Genomic DNA, 20,902 nt, shown 5'->3' with positions numbered 1-20,902 from the left:
CTCCTGGGTCATCCAGGACGGTCTCCACTCCAGGCACACTGCAAAAGCCCACGGATCGCACCGCGTTCCAGTGTGCGCGGATTCCAGTAAGCATTCTTCATTGCCAGGTCTGCAGCCCTGTCCAGATTGGCTTCAGCAAGGCCCAACTCTTTAAGCGCCAGTGGCGCACCAATGGACTCCGCAAAATCGTATAACCCCCCGGCAAGATCATCGCCAAAGAGTTTTGCTGCCGGAGCCAGCACATCTGCCGCCAACCGGGCGTTATAAGCCGTGGTGTGGGGCAGCAGAATGGCGTGGGTTTCAGCGTGGGGAAGACCGAAGCTCCCACCCAGGGTATGACAGAGCTTGTGGTGCAGAGCCATCCCTACCGAGCCCAGCACATTGCCACAAAGCCAAGCCCCGTATAGGGCATTACTGCGGGCGTCCACATTGTTAGGCCGGTCAGCGATAACCGGCAGCGCCTCCTTAAGGCTCTGGACTCCTTCCAGGGCCATCAGGGTTGTAATGGGATTACGATCCCTGGCATACAGGCCTCCAATTGCATGGGCCATAGCATTCAGGCCGCTGGTCACACTCGTCGACACCGGTAGATCAACTGTGAGTTCGGGATCGTAGATGACCGCATCAGGAAGAATGGAAGCGTCTCTGACAGTTGTCTTTACGCCATTTTCAGTCTCGCCCAATATCGGAGTGACTTCGGATCCGGCATAGGTGGTTGCAACTGCTATCTGTACTGCATTGGTCCTATGAGCAACCGCCTTGCCTAACCCTATGGTGGAGCCACCTCCAAACGCGACCAGACAGTCAGCTCCAGTCCTTTCATAGACATCAATCGCCTGCCTGGTAATCTCCAACGGCGTGTGCATCACCGCACCGCTGAATACCCCGCCCGCCAGTTCACCCAGCTGCGCATTGATCAGTCGAGCATTTTCCTCTTGAGAAGGAGTGCAGAGAACCAGTGCACGATTACCGCCCAACCGACGGACTTCATCGGCCACGCTCTTGGAGCTACCTGCCCCGAAAACAATATGTGCGGGATTGGCACTATAGGTGAACGCCTGCATATAAGACCCCATAACCAAGGTAGAGAGGAGCAGGACACAAGCTACGGGGATTTGGGGCCGTCAACCAATATTGATTGGGTACCAAACAATACCCTGGAGGTATGGAGCTCGAAGTGATTCCCCCCAATGCCATCATGCGTCTGACCAATACGATCCTGGAGGAGCTCGTGGAAAACCGCCTTTCAGGCCGTTACCCTGCCCCCCCCTCCGATATTTCGGACCCGCGGCTTGCGACCGCTACTGCGAACCTGCCAGCCCGAGACGTTCACGCACGGCCGGCTCCCGGCTGGTCTTCAGCCCGGCGGCCTTGCCTTCCTCCAGAGCGATCTCGGCCGGCACGCCCATCTGATGGCGATACAGTGCCCACATCGCGCCTACCCGGTTACTGCTGGCGCAGTGCACGAGAATGGGGTAATTGCCCGTCGCGGAGACGATCCCTGCGAACTCTCGCACCTGCTCTTCGGTCGGAGCTTTGCTGGAGACACTGATGCTGTAGAAATTCAGCCCGGCGTCATGGGCGGCTTCACGCTCCGCTTCCAGGCCTTCGCGGGGATTGAGCAGGCTCACAACCGTTTTGAAGCCCATACCCTTCAGCTCCGCCATCGCACCATCGGCCAGCTGGCCACCAGTTCCGATGAACGGCGCCGGGCGGTTATAGTTGCCCACCGCTCGGGTCATTTCGTCACCGTATGGCGCCAAGCCGATATCACGGCTGATATCGAAAGGCAGCCCCCGCTGGGCGACCTTCTCCGCTACGGATGCCTGATGACGGTCAGCATCGTCTGCCTGGAAATGGGCACAGCCTGTGGCCCCCAGACTGAGAGTGAGCACCAGACCAACGGGCAGTGCTGCTTTCATCACGCGATTCCTGATCATCGTTTCTCTCCTTTCTCTATATTAATAATTTCTAATATAAAGACTGAAGAGCATCCAATGCAAATACAAGAGCCGTTCAACGCAGTATAATTGGGGCCCAAACCCGGGGAGCGACACATGGAACCAGACGACTACGCCAGTACCCTGCAGCAGTTCAGCGACACATCCGCCCTTACGCCGGATGAAATGGCTGAGCACGCGGCCGAGGCGACCCAGGTCCTGAAGTCGATCGCCAACCCCAACCGGTTGATGATTCTGTGCACGCTGACTGAGGGCGAGAAGTCCGTGGGGTCTATCAACAGCAGTGTACCGCTCAGCCAGTCAGCGCTCTCCCAGCATCTGGCACGTCTCAGGGATGAAAACCTTGTCACCTTCAGGAAGGAGGGACAGTCGGTGCTCTACCGGATCCGCGACCCGAGGATTGTGGCGCTTATGAGCCGCTTGTACGAGCTCTACTGCGCGCCCGATTCAACAGGTCGGGGGGAGGACTGATCACCCGCGCTTTCTCTGCCGCGGCACTGGCGGGTAACAGACTGGCGCTCCATGATCTCCGCCAGGGGCTTTATCCGGGAATACCGCCATCAGCCTGCCCTGCAGTAAGGGAGAGGGCACACGGAGCAGGTACTGGGCACATCCTTGATGACGGCAACTTCCACCCTGTCAGTAGCGGAATCACCGCTCCTCGCAGAGCAGGAAGCCGCTACCAGTACCAGACCAAGAACCAGAGGGGCGAGCCGCATGAGGACTATCCATGAGAACTGAGGGTTCTGTTCACAGGGTAGACCCCAATACGACAATCTTCATGATCCGGGCCCGACTCACTCCAGTCGGAGGATCGGCTTGACCGTAGTCCCGTTCTTCGAGTCCTCAAACGCCTGGCTGATCTCACTGAAGCTGTAGAAACGGACCAGCTTATCGAACGGAAAGCGGCCGTCCCGGTAATAATCCACCAGCTGCGGGATGAAGACCCGGGGCACCGAATCCCCCTCGATCACGCCGATCATGGACTTGCCCTCGGCCATCAGGTCCTCGTGCACATTCAGCGTCACGTCCGGCGTGACACCCACGATCGCTGATACCCCGAGCGGACGCAGGGCCTGGAGCGACTGGCGGACCACGGCCGGCACTCCGGTGGTCTCAACAGCGTACTCACTGCCGCCGCCGGTGATCCCGCGGATCGCCTCAACCACGTCGTCCTTTCCACCATTAAGCACGTGGGTCGCGCCCAGCTCACGAGCCAGTTCAAGACGGCTGTCGTGAACATCAACGGCAATGATGTGGTGACACCCGGCAATGGCCGCGGCCATGACTGCGCTCAGGCCAACCGCACCGCAGCCATAGACCACAAAGCTGGTCCCAAACTCCGGCTTGAGACGGTTGAGCACCGTGCCCGCACCGGTCTGGATGCCACAGCCCAGAGGGCCGAGAAGGGCCAGGTCCACATCCTTATCCACCTTCACCGCGTTGTGCGCACTCACCACGGAGTGGGTGGCAAACGAGGACTGCCCGAAAAAGGTTGAGATCGCTTCACCGTCCTTGTGCAGCCGGTGACTGCCATCATCCATGGCACCGCCGAAATTGAGCTCATTGAAGGTCGAGCACACCGTGGGATGACCTGTGAGGCAGCGCCCACACTGGCCACAGTGCGCAAACGACAGAGCAACGTGATCCCCGACCTCAAGATCGGTCACGCCCTCCCCGACCGCATCAACCACCCCGGCCCCTTCGTGGCCCAAGACTATCGGATACGGGGAAATGCCGAGATCACGCGCCACGGCGTCGGTGTGGCAGACACCCGTGGCCACGATCCGGACCCGGATCTCACCCAGGGCGGGCTCCGCCAGCTCCACTGTGTCGAGCGCGAAGTCCTCGCCCTGACCCGTTGTTACAGCAGCCTGAATCTGCATCAGTAGCTCCTCATTCCAGTAATCCCATTGCGGGAACCGGGGCGGGCCACTGGTCCGCCCCATGGGTCCAGTGCTTACAGCGCCTTGGTCAGTTGCAGCCTCAGGGTATCACCCTGGCTTTCCAGCCCACCTTTCACACCGCCCGCACTGGCATCGTATTCATGGTAATAGGCACCCTTCAGGTTCAGCCCCAGGGAGCGCCAGCCGTAGCCAATCTCGGCGCCCACGGCATGCCGCCCGGCCTTTTCCGTAATGGGGCTACCATCCATAGCCACGGCATCATCGTCGGACTCCAGCTGCCAGGCGTTGTAACCCACCAGGCCCAGTTCAACGCCGTTACTGAGACGATGCCCGAAGCCCCATTCGACAAGCCAGCTGTCGCCGGGCGTAATGCCGGTATCCTCCTGCTCGCCTTTGGCCTCGTAGCGAGACAGCGCCGAGAAGTTCCAGCGCTTGGCCTCATCAAAATGCCACATGCCACCCAGGGTGATCATGGTGGTCTGATAGCCCTTGCCGACCGAGGCTGGGTTGTTCTGATCGAAATCAGCGGTATCAAACCACTGCCCGGCCGCGAAGGTGGCGTCCCACTGCTTGCCGTGCCAGCCGAGGATGACAGGCCCGAGGAAGATATCCCCCACCCCGTCATCGTCAAAGGTATTACCGCCGGCCACATCAAGCTCAAACTCGTTATCCAGCATGGGAATAATCGCCTCCATGCCGTAATCAGCCCCGAGTACATCCACATCCGTCATCCAGATGAACCGGTGTGCCAGAGCCGTAACGGAGCCGGTGTTACTACCGGGCGCGGCATCGCCGGAGGTGGTTTTGAACTCATCAATGTCGTAATGGAACAGGTAACCGCGGTAATACAGCCCCTCGGGTGGTGTAGCGGTCGCGCCCAGCCCCTCGATGCCCAGTGGGTAGTGCCCGTTCAGTGCTGCGGCGGGCATTGCGGTGGTGGCGCCAAGTGCGGCGAGGCAGATTGCTGTAGTCTTTTTCATGGCCTGTTGTCTCTTTTGTTCAGCCTGATGAATCCGGCGCCCGGGAGGCGCCGGTACGTCTCAGAGGAAAATTCAGAACGGATAGTCGCGGGGTGTGTGCTGGACGCTGATCCAGTGGTCGGTGGTGAACTCATCAATGGCCCAGTCACCGTTGAAGCGACCCAGCCCGGAGTTCTTCTCGCCACCAAAAGGCACATGGGGCTCGTCGTTGACCGGCATGTCATTGACGTGAGTCATACCCGCCTGGATGCCCTGAGCAAACCGTACGCCGCGCTCAAGGTCACCACTGAATACCGCGCTGGAAAGGCCGTACTCAGTATCATTGGCAAGCTCCAGCGCATGGGCCTCATCACGTGCTTTCTGGATCCCGACCAGGGGACCGAAGATCTCCTCCCGACTGATGTCCATGTCCGGTGTCACGTCACCGAAAACATGCGGTGGCACCAGCTGGCCATGGATCTCGCCATCGAGAAGCACGGTCGCACCCTCCTTCCGGGCGGTGGCGATCTTCTCTTCAAGACCCTCGCGCTGCTTCGGATTGATCACCGGACCCACCGCGGTAGCAATGTCACCGGGATCACCCACCTGCAGCGTTTTCACTTTGGCGACAAACCGCTCGACAAAGTCGTCATAGACGCTCTGGTCGACAATGATGCGGTTGATGGCCATGCAGATCTGGCCCTGGTGAAGGAACTTGCCGGTGACCGCAGCACTGACGGCCTGGTCCACATCCGCGTCGTCCAGAACGACGAAGGGGCTGTTGCCGCCCAGTTCCAGCGCCACATTCTTGATGAACTGACCGCCGCTGGCGGCGCGGCCGATGCCCCGGCCCACTTCCGTGGAGCCAGTGAATGAAATCAATCGGGGGACCCGGTGCTCAACAAAGGCATCACCGATTTCGCTGCCGGCACCGACCACCACATTGAACACACCAGCGGGAACGCCGGCTTCCTCAAGGATCTTGCCGATCAACAGCCCACCGGTGACCGGTGTATCACCCGCCGGCTTCACGACCACCGCGTTACCAAGGGCAAGCGCTGGCGCGATTGAACGCTGGGAAAGGTGGAGCGGAAAGTTCCAGGGGCTTATGACGCCCACCACGCCCAGTGGCCCGCGATACACCCGGTTCTCCTTACCGGGAATATCCGATGGCTGGGTGGTCCCGTGGACACGGAACGGCATACCGGCTGCCTCCTGGGTGATGCCACGGGCGGAACTCCACTCGATGGTGGCCTTGAGGCGTGTGCTGCCGGACTCGCGGATCAGCCAGTCAATGATCTCCTCCTGGCGTTCATCAAAGATCTCCACCGCCCGCTTGAGCACGGCGCTGCGTTCGGAGGGGCCGCGCGCAGCCCACTCCACCTGTGCCTTCTCGGCAGCACTGAAGGCTCTATCCAGATCGGCGCGATCAGCCAGCCCGATCGACAGCAGTGTGTCGCCACTGTAAGGGTTGTTCACCTCGACGCTGCGCTGACTGCTGCCCTCAGACCACTCGCCGGCGATGAACTGGCGTTCGAAACCCGTATAGGTATTACTCATCATTACCCTCCTCAGCTGGGGTTACTGCCGGATCCCCGACTTACCAGGCGACAGAATCCCCTTCGGATCCAGTGCGTTCTTCAGCGTTTTGTGTACTTCACGCAGTGGCTCACCGAAGGTGCCAGCTACTTTCTCCATGAACTCGGTGTTGGTCCGATAGAGGCCGTAGCCGCGCTTGGAGAACTCATCGATGAGCTCAGAGAAGCAGTCATGCGCCCGCTGGGTCTCCTCCGGGTCCTGGCGGTTGTAGAGCAGGTCGATGACGTGGTGCATCTCCCGCCAGCCAACGATGTACTCAGCCACATAGTCAAACCCGTACTTGTCCAGAATCGACAGAGCCAACTGGGTCTGGTCGGCCGTTTCGCTGCCCTTGGCCTGGGACACCGGCGCGAACCACATGGAACCACCGCCACCACGCCAGTTGTAGAGGCCGAACTCTTCCAGGTTCATCTCGCCCTTCATCAGCTCTGAGCGGTAACGGAAGCCACCGCCGCGCTGCTCGGCCTCCTCGCCGTACATGATCTTGGCCTTGCCGCTCTTGCCAAAGGCCTGCTCGACAATCTTCCAGTTGACCTCGATCTGCTCCGGTGTGCCGTAGAGCGCGGCATAGACGTTCCACTCACCGATGCCCTCATCCTGCTTGATCGCTTCAAGCGCCTCGCGGGAGATGGAGCCATCACCGGTGTAGTAGTTCTTGCGCTCAACGTGGGTACCCGCATCCCATAGGGTATGTACAATCACCACAGCGTTCGGAATGATCTGGGAGATACGCAGCGGGCGCAGGGTTTCAACGATTTCGTCCAGGTCTTCGAGATCCGGGTACTGGATCACGAACGGCCGGTACGCCGGCGGCTCAGGCATGAGCCAGAGACCCATCTTGGTGACGATGCCGTAGTTGGACTGGGTGAACAGCCCATCGATGTAGGGGCCATAACCCCACTTGAACACCTGCCAGGAGCTGGAGTTCTCGATTCCGCCCATACCGGTGCGGACCTTCTCGCCATTGGCAAGCACCACCTCCATGCCGCACTGGAACATGAAGTGGTCACCATAGGGGGTGTAGCCCACCCCCCGGTCCAGGGTGTTGCCCACGGGGCCGGCGATCGCTGACGGCGCCGGCGGATCCAGCATCAGGCGGTAGCCCTTCTCCTGGATGTAGTCGTAAAGCTGCTGGTAGGTGACGCCCGGCTCGATCAGGGCGGTGCAGACTTCCGGATCCACATCAATGATCCGGTTCATCCGCTTCATATCAAGAATGACCTGGCCGGTCTCGCCTGGTGCGGCAGAACCATAGCCGAGGTTCTTGCCCGTGCCAATCGTCCAGATGGGAATGGTGTACTCGTTGCAGAGGCGGGCGATTTCCTGCACTTCCTCGGTGGTGCCCGGCATCACGGCCGCTGACGGGATGTAGTCCTCGTCCGCGCCTGCCATCATGATCTTGGTGTAGGGGGCCAGTGCATCGCTTTCGGTCAGGACATTGTCAGCGCCCAGGGCCTCGCGCAGGCCTGCCAGGGCCCTGTCAAAGTCCGCCTCGGATACGCCTTTGGGAAGAATTCGCTGCGTACTCATGGTTCATCTCTCTTTATTGTGATTGGGCTCAGACCCGGACCAGAAAACTCAGTTCGCGGGTACCCGCTGTGCCGGCTTCGCGGAGGTTATGGTCCCGGCGTCCGGATGGCGGGTTCTGCGCCAGGCGGGCGTATTCGCGGCCCAGCGCCGTCTGCCAGCTGCTGTCCGCCTGTGCGAGGCTGTCGACAACGGCCCCGCGCTGGCTCACCAACTGGTGACCGTCCGCGCCGTGACGACCAAGCGCCAGAATCCGACCGCGACCCACCAGCTGGCTGGTCAGCAGAGCCATTCCCGCCTCGTCGGTAAAGCCGGCAGCCAGAGTTCCCCTGGGCAGATCCGCCAGCACCAGCGGGTCAAAGCGCCCCGCTTCCACGGGCCGCCAGCCGGCGCCACGGAGCCCGCGGGCCAGCTCCGAGCTGGAGCGGTCACTGCCAAAAACCCGGATCTCACCGTTGATTGCCAGGCCCTCCGCCATGGCCTGCCCAACCCAGCCAGTGCTCAGTGACACCGGCACGGCGGCTCCCAGTGCAGCACCATTGCGGAGAAGCTGTCTGCGCGTCATGGTCATGGCTCTACTCCCCATCCTGTTGCGCGAACTCACCGCGTGCCAGTGCCTCGGCAAGCGCCTTCAGCTCCGGATCGCTGATTTCGGACTTGCGGAAGGCGGGCATGGCGGCATTGCCATGGCGCACCATGGTCCGGATAAAGGAGGCGCGCTCTTCCCTTGATGACTTGGGTACCTTCTGGGTGATGACCGGACCGACTCCCATGGCAGGGTCATGGCAGTGAGCACAGACCTGGTCGTAAACCTCGGCCGGCTCGCGCGGCTCGGAAGCCATGGCAGCGGTTGCTGAGAACACCGCGGTGAGCGCGGCGCCGCTGATCAGGGCAAGGCGTAGCGGCCTCATCCTGGAAATGGATCGCAGTGGTGCGGTTGTTGTGTTCTTCATAGCGTTGTCACCCGTCATTTCGCCAGGGGCATGTGATCGGCTTGTCCACGCAGTGCGGCACCGGCCTGAACGCTCCGGAAGGCAGGCACTGCGCATCCCCTGAGGGGAATACAACCTCCATGCCACAAAACTGAAACAGTCCGTTGTGCGGTAACTTGGCTATGACCTCACCCTATTATGGTACGCTTTACGAACACATGTTCGTTGTCATGATCAATGATATGATCAACACTTAACGAAATGATCAAATCCCTGTTATCAGCAGCGCCGTGGTAGGCTTTCACACTTCACCAACGCACCGGAGTTCTATGCGTCTCTCATCCTCCGACTATCCCAGTGCCCGGGACCTGATGGATGCCCTGCGCTTTCTTCCCGAGCAGGGCCAGGTCTGGCTGGGCGAGCAGCGCATGCTGGTCATGCCGGTTGCGGCATCCAGTTTCTTCCGTAATGAACTGATCAAGACACTGGGCGTGGAGCGCGCGAAGGGGCTGTTCATGCGCCTCGGCTATTACTCCGGGAGCATGGACGCGGAACTGAGTGAGTCCCTCAGGGGGCAGACACTGAGTCTGGAGGAACAGTTCTTCGCGGGGCCGCAGCTGCATGCGCTCAAGGGGCACGTCAAGGCGGTACCGGTCAACCTCGAGCTGGATCTGGCCAACGACCGTTTCTACAGCGAGTTCATCTGGGAAGGCTCCTTCGAGGCGGATGCCGCGCGCCAGCGGGGCATCCAGGACGAGCCGGCCTGCTGGACACTGCTGGGCTATGCCTCGGGCTACGCCACCCAGCTTCTGGGGCGGGAAGTCCAGTACCGGGAGGTTGCCTGCCGGGCCTGTGGTCACGATGAATGCCACATCGTGGGCCGCCTCGCCGGGGAGTGGTCCGACTACCAGGCATTCGCGGATATGCTGCGCGAAGCCCCTCTGATCGACGAGCTCTATGAACTCCAGGACCGGATCGCGACCCTGGAAAGCAACCTGGCGCGCAGCCATGACCAGGAGAGCTGGGGCCCGATCGGCACCGCTCCAGCCTTCCGTGAGATGCTGTCCATGCTCGACAGTGCGGCACCCTCCGAGGTGCCGGTACTGCTGCTTGGCGAGACCGGCACCGGCAAGGAGATCCTGGCCCGGCGCCTGCACGACCACAGCCCGCGGGCAGATGGCCCCTTTGTGGCCATGAACTGTGCCGCCATACCGCCGGAGCTGATCGAGTCCGAGCTTTTCGGTGTCGAGAAGGGCGCCTTCACGGGCGCGAACCAGTCACGCATGGGGCGGTTTGAGCGGGCCAACGGTGGCACCCTGTTCCTGGATGAGCTCGCGGAACTCCCACCGCGTGCCCAGGCCGCTCTGCTGCGCACGCTGCAGGAACACCAGATTGAACGGGTGGGCGGCGAGAGCGTGCGCGACGTGAATGTGCGCATTGTTGCGGCCACGCATACCGACCTGCCCGATCGTGTCGCCCAGGGCCAGTTCCGGGAGGACCTGTTCTACCGGCTCAATGCCTTCACCGTCACAGTGCCCCCACTGCGCGAGCGGGTGGACGACATCCTGCCATTGGCACAGCACTTCCTCCAGCAGGCCGAACAGCATTACCAGCGCCGCACCCAGGGATTCTCGGACCAGGCCCGCTCAACCATGCAGCAGTACCACTGGCCCGGTAATGTCCGCGAGCTGAAGAACACCATCGAGCGGGGGGTCATACTCACCGCCGACTCCAAGCACATCACCGAGAAGACCCTGTTCGGAGCCTACCGTGTTCCCACGGTCGAACGGGACCACGCACAGGGACTGGATAACGCCGGCATGCTGACCGGCGGTGACAGCACTGCAACACCCGAGCCAACCGCGGAAGAGCGTATCCAGCCCCTGCTCGACGCCGGCATGACGCTGGAAGAGGTGGAACAGAAACTCATTGAGACCGCGCACGCCGAAGCCAACGGCAACGTCACGGCAGCGGCCCGGCGCCTGGGGATGACCCGGGCAGCCTATGCCTACCGGCTTAAGAAATACGGGATTCGTTCATGAGGCAGGCAACGCCTCCGCCGGGTCCGCCTCACTGACGAAGAAGGCCTGATGGCGCTGGAGCTCCCGTGCCGCGTGGCGCGTCAGCCGGGCCAGCTCCAGGTGCTGGCGCCGCTCCAGCGTATCCGCCAGGCGCTCAAGCGCCCTTGCCGCCTGCCGCGGATGGGTCTGCAGATCCCCTACCCGGCGCAACACCGCCTCCACACGCCTGGCAGTCCCAGGGTCCACATCCGCACTCAGCCGATACTGCTGCAGTGCCTGAAGAGCCTGCCCCAGGATCAGGGCGGCGAGACTGCCATCCAGGAACTGGTGGGTGGGTAAGCCACGCAGGTGGGCCCAGTACAGCAGGCGCATGACCCGGTGATAGAAGCGGGCCTGCCAGAAGCGCAATCCCTCCCGGCTGTCCTTACCCGCGAGCGCCACCAGTTCGCGGGTCATCATCCGGTGCAGCTGCTGCTGTCGACGGCGTGCGTCTGTCGGGTAGATCGTGCGGAATGCCAGAAGCGCGAGCAATGGCCCGGCCACAACCGCCAGTGCCTTGGTCAGGGACTCCGCGAAGGTCGCGGTCAGCGGCAGATCCGGCTGGGACAGCAGCAGGAAGATCATCACCACATCCATGGATCCACTCTGGGTCCTGCGATGGGAGAATGGGATCACCGTTAACAGGATGAACGGCAGCATCGACAGAACCAGGACCCACTCGTACCCCGCCAGCGGCCAGACCAGTGCCTGCAGCACTACCGCGCAAGTGCCACCCACCGACTGCCAGGCGAAGATGCGCCGCATGATCCAGGCAGGGTTCTCGAAGGTCGAAAACAGGGTCACCTTGACCGAGGTCCCCAGCATCACATAGGCGCCCGCGGACCACCCCGAGGCAATCCAGCACAGACCCACAATCAGAAGCACACCGGTGGTGCGCAGCATCACCTGGCGCACATGGATCCAGTCGCGGTGGCGGATGATGTGGCGCCGGTCATTCTCCAGGCGGATCCGGCCAGTATCCCGGAAATACTGGCGCTCCCTGAGCGCATGGGCGAGCCGGCCCAGTGCGTCGGCCAGAGCCGGCGTGGTGTCCGTAGCAAGGTCACTGGCGCGCTGGACCGCCGCCGCCACTTCAGCCGGTGGCGCCCCGCGGTCCATGGCGACCGCCGCCTCACGCACGGCATCCCGGGTCTGCGGACCCGGCAGGCGCGACAGACGACCGCGTCTGAGCCACAGAAGAATCGCGATCAGCGCCGAGAGAATGGCCCGCTGGGAGCGCGCCGAATGCGAGGCTTTCCGGAGGCCGATTGCCACGGTTTCCAGCTTCACCTCAAGGGAGGCGATCCCGACCGCCAGTTTGTTCGGATCCCGGGGTTCGTCGTCATAGATGCCGTCCAGGCGGGCAACGAGCTGATGCAGGACCCCGGAGGTCAGGCGCCGGCCGCGCATGATCAGTTCACTGCTGGAGGCCTTGGGCGTGAACACCAGCCCCACCAGCATGGCCATTACAACGCCGAGCAGAACGGTCAGGAGCCGGTCGATGCCCAGCTCTGTGACACTCATGGAGGCGGACATCCCCAGCAGCGCAACCATTGCGGCCGAATAGCCGGAAAGCAGGGTTGCGTAGGAGAGCAGGCTGTAGAGGGCATTGCCGACGGCGGCGCAGAGGCCCACCCACAGGGAAAGACCCACCACCAGCCAGATCAGGTGATCGCCGGCGGCCATCAGCAGCACCAGCCCCACGCCCGTGCCAATCACCGTTCCGAGCATCCGGTAGAGGCTCTTGGCTATCAGCTGCTGGCGCAGGGGCTGGGAGGCGGCCCATACCGTCATGGCGGACCACTGGGGATGCTCCAGCCCCAGGATCCAGGCCAGGGCCAGAGCAAGGCAGGCGGTGAGTGCAGTCTGCAGACCGAACCGCAGACGCTCAACGTCAAATCCCTTGCCGGCAAACCAGTCCGGCAGGCTCCGTGGGCTGGTCATGCTGTATCGGCCACCATCAGAAGTCGAAGAAAACGGTTTCTCCATCACCCTGCAAACGGATATCAAAACGGTAGCGTACCCGATCGCCATCACCCGCTTCCCGCGAGGCGATCAGCGTCTGGCGCCGTGTCGGGGATTCAATCCGGCTCAGGACCGGACAGTGCGCGTTGGCGTCCGTCTCGTCATCGAAGTAGAGGCGCGTCTGCAGGTGCACGTTAACGCCACGCGCGAAGATGGACAGGTTGATGTGCGGTGCCATGGGCTGACCACTGGCATGGGCGACCGGCCCGGGCTTGATGGTCTGGAGGGACCATTCACTGCTGCCCTCAAAGGTGGTCGCCGTGCGTCCGAAGCTGTTGAAGGCGTTGCGCAGATCGAAGAACGGCTGATAGACCCCTTTCGCATCCGCCTGCCAGGCCTCGATCAGCGCATCGCGCACCAGATCGCCATTGCCGTCGATGACGGTGCCCACGACTTCAATCGGCTCGCCTTCAGCCTCCGGCCCGGCCATGCGGTTCCAGATCTCCTCATCGCGGGCGGGGAGCCCGGCCACGGATGGGGCAAGGCCGATGTGGACATAGGGACCCGCGGTCTGTGACGCCGTCTCCCGCAGAATCAGCTCGCTGGTGGACTGGGTGTTGGGCTGTTGCATGCGTTTCCCCTCCCTCACTGATTCTCAAAATAGGTCTGAAGTCTACCCCGCACCACCAGATCAAACCGGTAGGCCAGGCAGTCCATGGGCTTGCTGTGCGCCATATCCAGGCGTCCGATCATGGTCTCAACCGCGTCCGGATCGTTGACCGTGTTGATGATCGGGCAGCGGGGGATCAGGGGATCGCCCTCGAAGTACATCTGCGTGATCAGCCGGGTCGAAATGGACGGCCCCATTACGGAGACATGGATATGCGCCGGACGCCAGCTGTTGGGATCGTTCGGCCAGGGATAGGGCCCAGGCTTGATGGTGCGGAAGCGGTACCAGCCCTGCTCATCCGTCAGGGTCCGGCCCACACCGCCGAAGTTCGGATCCAGCGGTGCCAGATAGTTGTCATTGCGATGCCGGTAGCGGCCGCCGGCGTTCGCCTGCCACATCTCAACCAGTGTATTGGGTACAGGCTTGCCGAACTGGTCGATCACGCGGCCGAACATGATGATGCGCTCACCCACCGGCAGCGCCTGGCCCTGGGTGAAGTTCAGGAGCAGATCATTGTCGTAGCGGCCCATGCGCAGCCCGCTGAAATCCGGGCCGCCGATCTCGGAAACACTCGGGCTCTGCATACTGACCAGCGACTGCTGGGGGGACCGCGCCACCGAGGTCTTGTACCCGGGTGCGTAGGCCGGCGGGTGCCAGTTGCGGTCGCGCTCCACAAAGCGCGTTTTCTCATCGTGCATTGTCATCATCCTCAAACGTTGTGTCTGACGGTCTCCGGGATCACTCGCCCCAGCCCAGTTCCTTCGCCATGGCAAAGGCATGATTGGCCGCGGGCACCCCACCGTAGACCGCTACATGCATCAGAACCTGGCGCATCTCCGCCTCGGTGATGCCGATGCGTTTCGCGGTCTTCAGATGCAGCTCCAGCTCCTCACGCCCCAGGGCGGCCAGGATGCCGGTGGTGATCAGGCTGCGCTCTCGGCGCCCAAGATCCTCATTGCCCCACAGCTCGCCCCAGGCAAGGCGGGTGATCATCTGCTGGAAGGGGGCATCGAGACTGTTCATGTTCTGGGTGGAGCGGGCCACGTGCTCCTCACCCAGCACCTGCTTGCGGGTTTCCAGGCCGGTGGCGTAGTCAACGCCGTTCGCGCCCACATCCCCACACTCGACCGCCAGAACCTTCACCAGCTTCTCTGCGAAGAGCCGGGGAACCTCGACGGAAGGCACGTGCCCGACGCCTTGCAGGATCTCCAGGGGAGCCCCATTAAGCTCACCCGCGAGGGTTTCCAGAGTCGCGGAGGGCGTTGCCTGGTCTTCGGTGCCCCCGAAAAGGCAGACCTTCGGTGCCGCGGCATCGGAAGCAACGCCCTTGAACTGCCCCATGAACGAGGCACGCCCCAGCAGCTCGCAGAGCTGGGCGTAGGATTCATCGTCGCCACGCCCCATCTGGACACACCACCCCGCTTCCAGTCCGGGTTCCACCTCAAACGCCGATGGCGCGAACCAGCGGGGCACGATGTCAGCGGCCGCCGTGGCCAGACCCTCGGTGCGCACCCGCTGGGCGCGCGTGTTCCAGAGTTCAGCATTACCGATGACCGCACCGGTGTTGGTCAGAGTGGCGGAAAGAAGCCGGTCACTGTGGGCGGCGATCAGCTGCTGACCCACCACGCCCCCGATGGAGGTGCCCACGAAATGGAAACGGCCAGCACCTGCATGATCCACCAGCGCCAGTGCCTCGGCGGCCAGATCCTCCGGGCTCACCCGATCGCCACCCACGGCCTCGCTGGCGCCATGGCCCGGCAGATCCCAGGTCAGCACCCGGTAACGGGGCAGCAGCATGGGCAGGATGTCGTCCCAGACGGCCTGGGTCATGCCCAGGGGATGGGCCAGCACCACCAGTGGATTCGCCTCGGCGCCCAGGAGGCGGTAGGCCACGCTGCGGCCATTGTGAGAAAGAAACGCCATGGAAGCCTCCGTTTATGCCCGCTCAATCAGTGTCGCGATGCCCTGCCCAACGCCAATGCACATGGTGCACAGTGCGTAGCGCTTGCCGGTGTTCTGCAGTTCATGCATGGCGGTCACCAGCAGGCGGGTGCCGGACATCCCCAGTGGATGACCCAGGGCGATGGCGCCACCATTCGGGTTGACCCTGGGGTCGTCGTCCGCCAGGGCGAGATCGCGCATGCACGCCAGCGACTGGGAAGCGAACGCCTCATTGAGCTCGATGACGTCGATGTCATCCAGGCTCATGCCGGTGCGCGCCAGCAGCTTCTTCACCGCCGGTACCGGCCCATAGCCCATGATGCGCGGTTCGACCCCGGCTGTCGCCATGCCGATGACCCGGGCCATGGGTTTGAGACCGTGTGTATTAACGGCCTGCTCACCGGCGACCAGCATCGCACCGGCACCGTCATTCACGCCGGAGGCATTACCGGCGGTCACGGTCCCACCCTCACGGAAGGGGGTGGGCAGGGCCGCCAGCTTCTCCAGGCTGGTTTCGCGCAGGTGTTCGTCCTGATCAAAGATCAGCGGGTCCTGCTTGCGACGGGGCACCTCGATGGGGGTGATCTCCTGCCCCAGCCGCCCTGACTGCTGGGCGCTGGCGGCCTTCTGTTGGGAGCGCAGGGCAAAGGCGTCCTGATCCTCCCGGGCGATGCCGAATTCCTCGGCCACGTTCTCGGCCGTCTCGGGCATGGAGTCGATGCCGAAGTCGCGCTTCATGACCGGATTGACGAAGCGCCAGCCGATGGTTGTGTCCTCGATCTTCTGCCCGCGCGCAAATGCGCTTTCGGCCTTGCCCATCACATAGGGCGCGCGGGACATGGACTCCACGCCACCAGCCAGTGCCACGCCCATTTCGCCGGCGCGGATGGCGCGGAAGGCGGTGCCCACGGAATCCATACCGGATCCGCAGAGGCGGTTCATGGTTGTTCCGGGTACCGATGTCGGCAGGCCGGCCAGCAGCGACGCCATGCGCGCCACATTACGGTTATCCTCGCCCGCCTGGTTGGAGCAGCCCATGAAGACATCATCGATAGCCGCGGGCTCGAGCCCGGGCGCCTGCTCCAGCACAGCCCTGAAAATAGTGGCGGCAACATCATCCGGGCGCACACTCGCCAGGGTCCCGCCGAAACGACCGACCGCCGTGCGGCGCGGATGACACAGATAAACATTTTCCATGATGCCTCCCTATTCCTGCTGACCGGAGTGGGCCCGTTCCGTACGCGCCTTGAGCTCGCGCAGGATCGACAGTTCATTCTCATCGGGCACCGGCGTGGTTTCCAGCTGCTCCGCGAACCGGATCTCCCAGCCGGTGGCCTCAACGACGTCCTCCCGGGTCACGCCGGGGTGCAGAGACACCACTACCAGCTCCCGGGTCTCTGCGTCCGGCTTCATCACGCACAGGTCCGTGATCACACGGCTCGGGCCACGGCCGATGTTCGGGACACCGTCGCGCGCCTTGCCGTCACGACCAAAGCCAACCGTGGTGATGAAATCCACGTCCTTCACGAACGCCCGCTTCGAGTGCTTGAGGGTGATGAAGACCTCCCCGGCACTGGTTGCGATCTCCGGGGCACCACCGCCGCCCGGAAGGCGAACCTTGGGTTCCCTGTAGTCGCCGATCAGCGTGGTGTTGAGGTTGGCGAAGCGATCAATCTGTGCCGTGCCCAGGAAGCCCACATCGACCTTGCCGCCCTGGAGCCAGTACCGGAACATCTCCGGAACCGCCACCGTGGTCAGCGCGGAATCACTGAGCTCGCCGTCGCCGATCGACAAGGGCAGGATGTCGGGTTTTGTCTGCAGGGTGCCGGATTCGTAGATCAGCACCACGTCCGGGGCATGGGTCAGCCGGGCCAGATTGGCCGCCTCTGAAGGGAGACCAATGCCGACAAAGCAGGTTGTGCCGTTCTCCAGCGCGCGGGCCGCCGTTACCGTCATCATTTCAGAGTTGGTGTACTCGGAACCCATCAGGCTTGACCTCCCACGCTTTCGGCGCTGTTCAGCACATGATCGTTGAGCCACTGGGTGAAGCTGTCACGGTCGCGGGCGATTTCATCCCACTTCTTGTAGAAGCGGTTATCGCGCTCGTAATAGCCGTGAGTGTAAGAGGGCAGCGCCCCCTTCTCCGCAACCGCAATGGCATCGATGGCCCAGCTGGGGAGCACGCATGCATTCGGGTGTGTATCCAGCTCATCGACGATCTCCTCAACCGTGATGATGCTCTGACTCGCCGCCAGCACCGCCTCCTTCTGGACCCCGACAATGCCTTCGATGAGGACATTGCCGTGACGGTCCGCCTTCTGGGCATGAACGATGGAAGTATCCGGACGGACGGAGGGCACGGCAGCCAGCCGCTCACCGGTGAACGGGCACTCGATGAACCGGATCTGCTCGTTCACGCTCGGCAGTTCACTGCCGATGTAACCGCGCAACACCGCCATCGGCAGGCCGGCCGCGCCAGCTTCAAAGGCACAGGCCATGGCGGCGTGGCTGTGTTCCAGAATCTCAACCGGATGCGGCCAGCCCTTTTCCACGGCATCGCGCAGGCGATGCAGTGAGCCGACCCCGGGGTTGCCGCCCCAGGAAAAGATCACTTTCCGGGCGCAGCCGGCGCCAATGAGCTGATCATAGATCAGGTCCGGCGTCATCCGGATCAGGGTAAGGTCCCGCTTTTTCTGCCGGATGACCTCATGGCCCGCGGCGAAGGGGATCAGGTGGGTGAAGCCTTCCATGGCCACGGTGGAACCGTCCTGAACGTAGCGCGCCACCGCGTCATGAAGGCTGAGAAACTCGGCCATGGTGGATGCCTCTTCTGACTTGTTGGGACTCGCAGACTATAAGTTCGCTCAACGAACATATATTCTTTATACGAACAAGTTACTCCCGAACACCCTGCCAAGTCAAATGGCCGAAAAAAGACCCTCAGCGCGCTGGAGCCGTGAGCCACTGCCTGGCCCGCTCAATCTGGGCGCCGCTGCTCCCGGTATAGGCTGCGGGATCACAGGCGGTGTGCAGTTCCTCTGCGGGCACTTGGCCCGCAACACGGGGATGCGCCGCAAGGACCTCCGCATAGGGACGCGACTCCCTGCGGGCGGTTTCCGCGGCCTCGGCGCTCACGGCCCTGGCCGCCTCCGCGCCCAGAGCGGGGGTAAGCAGGCGGGCAACCGGTTCAGCCATGATGCCGCCCCCTGTCACCGCAAGGTTGCGCCGCATGGCCTCCGGGTGAACCTCCAGGCCTTCCAGAAGCGGCACCAGCTGCTCCAGGGCACCCTCCACAAGCAGAGCGCTTTCCATCAACGGCGCCCACTCCGCGTGCCACTCACCGAGCCCCCGCTCGAGCGGCTGGGCTGCGGCGTTCATCAGGGTGCCGGCGTGGCCATGGACCTGACGCGCGGCACTGCGGATCAGGGCGCTGCGTACCGGGTTACGCTTGTGCGGCATGGAGGAGGACTCCCCCATCCCCGGGGCGGCCGGTTCCGCGACCTCACCAATCTCGGTCTGGGTGAGAAGCGCCACATCAAGCGCCACCTTCTCGGCCGCACCGGCAACGGCGTCCAGAGCGGTGCCCAGCGTGTGGATGGGGTAACGATCGGTATGCCAGGGCATCACCGGAGCGCTCAACCCAAGCTGTCGGGCCATGGCATCCATCAAACCAAGCCCTGTGCTGTCCCAGCCTGAATGCACACCGACCGCACCTCCGAACTGCACCGGCAGTTCAACAGCCATCAGCCGGCGACGGCACTGCTCCAGCCCGACGGCCCAATGGGCCACTTTCACACCAAAGGTGATCGGCAGTGCCTGCTGCATCAGGGTACGGCCGACCATGGGCGTTGCCGCGTGCCGTTCCATCAACGTCAGAGCCGCACTGCCGCAGCGCTGCAGCAGCCCGTCCACCGCCCTTAGCCGGGGCACCATCAGGCGCATCAGCGCGCTGTCCACCAGGTCCTGGCTTGTAGCGCCCTGGTGCCAGTAGCACCTGAGCTCCTGTGGCAGAAGCGCCCGGCCCTGCTTCACAAACGGGATGGCCGCATTGCCGCCATTGAGGGTTTCCCGGGCAATACCGGCAAGATCGAAATCCGCCCCTTCCAGATGTTCCCTGAGCTGGTCCGCCACGCCGACGGGAAACGCACCCGCGTCCTCCTGGGCACGGGTCAGCGCCAGCTCCACTTCCAGCATGGCCGAGACCATGGCCTGATCATCACACTCACTGAGCGCGCTCTGCCCCATGAAGGGGTGTTTCAGGAAAGACGCCGTCATTGCAAACCTCCCGGGCGGCGGATGTGTCTGGACAGACTTATAGCGTACATTTGTTCGGATTGCGGATGCCATCCCCCGGGCAGGAATCAGGCTGGCAGCGAACGCTGACGCTGACGGAAATCACGGGGCGCATACCCGGTCAGGCGCTTGAAGAAACGGGTAAAATACGCAGGCTCCGAGAACCCCAGGCTCTCAGCGACCTGCCCGATGCCCATGTTGGTGTAGGTGAGCTGGCGCTTGGCCTCCAGCAGCAGCCGCTCATGCAGGAGCTCCAGGGCACTGCGCCCCACCAGCCGCCGGCACAGCAGGTTCAGGTGCGCCCCGGTCAGCCCCAGTTGGCCCGCAAAAGCCTCCACGCTGGGCTGTTGCCGGAACTGGCCCTCGATCAGCGCCTGGTAGTTGTGAATGTGTTCCTCGGCGCGATCCGATGGCCCGGAATGGACCGATCCCCGCGGCGCCTGTGTCTCCATCAGGCGGCAAGCCTCCACGGTCAGCGCTGACGCCAACGACTCCAGAATCAGTTCCCTGCCCTGTGCTGGCTGGAGGTACTCTTCGCGCAGCTGGCGGAACAGCGCCGCAATACGCCCTCCCTGAACAGTACCTCCGGCCGGGTAAGCCCCCCGGCGCAGCAGCACCCGGGCCACGGATCCCAGGCGTGACTCAAGCTGTTCCACCATGGGCTGGGCCAGCGTCAGGATTGCCCCATCGGTATCCGGCGAGAAGTGGAACCCATGGATACTCATGGCCGGAACCACAATCAGCAGCGGTGCCACCTGTTCCCGACTCTCACCTTCCATTTCCAGCGTGAGTCTGCCCGCCGAGACATACAGCAGATGCACCAGGTCGGTATGACGGTGCGGGTGGATATGCCAGTCGTGCAGCTGACTGCGCTCCGGGATGGACTCGCAGTGGAGAAGATCCGGCGTGGGCCAGTGATGGGTTTCTCCATAGAGTTTGAAAACGGGAACGCTGGCGCCGGCCATGGGACCTCCGTCTGAGCCATCCGGAGCAGGAAACGCCCCGGATATTGGAAATGTCCAAAATCCCATTGGGATTGTGCCTTAAATTATCGATCGTTTTCATTGAAAAATACAATACGCATAACG

At 62.8% G+C, this 20,902-nt stretch carries 19 protein-coding genes; 2 read left to right on the top strand and 17 right to left on the bottom strand.

What is annotated here, in order from left to right:
• Positions 1–8 precede the first annotated feature (8 nt).
• Positions 9–1,064, bottom strand: coding sequence for a maleylacetate reductase (locus tag F3089_RS01775; RefSeq protein ID WP_151439127.1), 1,056 nt, complete (start codon positions 1,062–1,064; stop codon positions 9–11).
• A gap of 237 nt (positions 1,065–1,301) precedes the next feature.
• Positions 1,302–1,922, bottom strand: a complete 621-nt coding sequence (locus F3089_RS01770; protein WP_192497247.1) for a protein tyrosine phosphatase family protein — start codon at positions 1,920–1,922, stop codon at positions 1,302–1,304.
• Between the two features lie 135 nt (positions 1,923–2,057).
• On the opposite strand from F3089_RS01770, the gene F3089_RS01765 reads away from it, so the two are divergent.
• Positions 2,058–2,432 carry an ArsR/SmtB family transcription factor gene (locus F3089_RS01765; protein ID WP_202405740.1) on the top strand — a complete coding sequence of 125 codons (375 nt, stop codon included), beginning with the start codon at positions 2,058–2,060 and terminating at the stop codon, positions 2,430–2,432.
• A 326-nt stretch (positions 2,433–2,758) separates the two neighbouring features.
• On the opposite strand, the gene F3089_RS01760 is transcribed toward F3089_RS01765, so the two are convergent.
• From F3089_RS01760 to F3089_RS01735, 6 genes are all read right to left on the bottom strand, one after another.
• Complete coding sequence (locus tag F3089_RS01760) at positions 2,759–3,847, bottom strand: NAD(P)-dependent alcohol dehydrogenase (protein ID WP_151439125.1); 1,089 nt, start codon at positions 3,845–3,847, stop codon at positions 2,759–2,761.
• A 74-nt stretch (positions 3,848–3,921) separates the two neighbouring features.
• Positions 3,922–4,848 (bottom strand): SphA family protein, encoded by a 927-nt coding sequence (locus F3089_RS01755; RefSeq protein WP_151439124.1) that lies wholly within the window; start codon positions 4,846–4,848, stop codon positions 3,922–3,924.
• A gap of 72 nt (positions 4,849–4,920) precedes the next feature.
• Complete coding sequence (locus tag F3089_RS01750; protein WP_151439123.1) at positions 4,921–6,387, bottom strand: aldehyde dehydrogenase family protein; 1,467 nt, start codon at positions 6,385–6,387, stop codon at positions 4,921–4,923.
• A gap of 21 nt (positions 6,388–6,408) precedes the next feature.
• Complete coding sequence (locus F3089_RS01745; RefSeq protein ID WP_151439122.1) at positions 6,409–7,956, bottom strand: FAD-binding oxidoreductase; 1,548 nt, start codon at positions 7,954–7,956, stop codon at positions 6,409–6,411.
• Between the two features lie 28 nt (positions 7,957–7,984).
• Entirely contained in the window at positions 7,985–8,524 is a 540-nt protein-coding gene (locus tag F3089_RS01740; protein ID WP_192497246.1) for a twin-arginine translocation signal domain-containing protein, read from the bottom strand.
• A gap of 4 nt (positions 8,525–8,528) precedes the next feature.
• Complete coding sequence (locus F3089_RS01735) at positions 8,529–8,906, bottom strand: c-type cytochrome (RefSeq protein WP_225741642.1); 378 nt, start codon at positions 8,904–8,906, stop codon at positions 8,529–8,531.
• Between the two features lie 308 nt (positions 8,907–9,214).
• Here F3089_RS01735 and F3089_RS01730 point away from each other — a divergent pair, with 308 nt between their 5' ends.
• Positions 9,215–10,927: a sigma-54-dependent Fis family transcriptional regulator gene (locus F3089_RS01730; RefSeq protein ID WP_151439120.1), complete on the top strand. Its 1,713-nt coding sequence runs from the start codon at positions 9,215–9,217 to the stop codon at positions 10,925–10,927.
• On the opposite strand, the gene F3089_RS01725 is transcribed toward F3089_RS01730, so the two are convergent.
• From F3089_RS01725 to F3089_RS01685, 9 genes are all read right to left on the bottom strand, one after another.
• Complete coding sequence (locus F3089_RS01725; protein WP_192497245.1) at positions 10,922–12,889, bottom strand: FUSC family protein; 1,968 nt, start codon at positions 12,887–12,889, stop codon at positions 10,922–10,924. The two genes, F3089_RS01730 and F3089_RS01725, sit on opposite strands and share 6 nt — an antisense overlap.
• A gap of 16 nt (positions 12,890–12,905) precedes the next feature.
• Positions 12,906–13,541, bottom strand: a complete 636-nt coding sequence (gene pcaG / locus F3089_RS01720; RefSeq protein WP_151439118.1) for a protocatechuate 3,4-dioxygenase subunit alpha — start codon at positions 13,539–13,541, stop codon at positions 12,906–12,908.
• A 14-nt stretch (positions 13,542–13,555) separates the two neighbouring features.
• Positions 13,556–14,278: a protocatechuate 3,4-dioxygenase subunit beta gene (gene pcaH / locus F3089_RS01715; protein ID WP_192497244.1), complete on the bottom strand. Its 723-nt coding sequence runs from the start codon at positions 14,276–14,278 to the stop codon at positions 13,556–13,558.
• Positions 14,279–14,318: 40 nt separating this feature from the next.
• The gene (locus F3089_RS01710; RefSeq protein ID WP_151439117.1) at positions 14,319–15,503 is read right to left on the bottom strand and encodes an alpha/beta fold hydrolase; all 1,185 of its coding nucleotides are present in this window, start codon (positions 15,501–15,503) and stop codon (positions 14,319–14,321) included.
• A 12-nt stretch (positions 15,504–15,515) separates the two neighbouring features.
• On the bottom strand, positions 15,516–16,718 hold the full coding sequence (gene pcaF, locus F3089_RS01705; protein ID WP_151439116.1) for a 3-oxoadipyl-CoA thiolase: 1,203 nt from the start codon (positions 16,716–16,718) through the stop codon (positions 15,516–15,518).
• Between the two features lie 9 nt (positions 16,719–16,727).
• Positions 16,728–17,507 (bottom strand): CoA-transferase subunit beta, encoded by a 780-nt coding sequence (locus F3089_RS01700; protein WP_151439115.1) that lies wholly within the window; start codon positions 17,505–17,507, stop codon positions 16,728–16,730.
• Positions 17,507–18,337, bottom strand: a complete 831-nt coding sequence (locus tag F3089_RS01695) for a CoA transferase subunit A (RefSeq protein WP_151439114.1) — start codon at positions 18,335–18,337, stop codon at positions 17,507–17,509. Before F3089_RS01695 ends, F3089_RS01700 begins: the two co-directional genes overlap by 1 nt.
• Before the next feature lie 124 nt (positions 18,338–18,461).
• On the bottom strand, positions 18,462–19,796 hold the full coding sequence (locus tag F3089_RS01690) for a class-II fumarase/aspartase family protein (protein WP_151439113.1): 1,335 nt from the start codon (positions 19,794–19,796) through the stop codon (positions 18,462–18,464).
• A gap of 86 nt (positions 19,797–19,882) precedes the next feature.
• Entirely contained in the window at positions 19,883–20,779 is an 897-nt protein-coding gene (locus F3089_RS01685) for a helix-turn-helix domain-containing protein (protein ID WP_151439112.1), read from the bottom strand.
• Positions 20,780–20,902 lie beyond the last annotated feature (123 nt).

Origin of the sequence: Halospina sp. K52047b, from assembly GCF_008709855.1 — a bacterium.
GTDB lineage: Bacteria > Pseudomonadota > Gammaproteobacteria > Pseudomonadales > Oleiphilaceae > Halospina > Halospina utahensis_B.
This window is presented reverse-complemented; position numbering and strand designations above follow the sequence as displayed.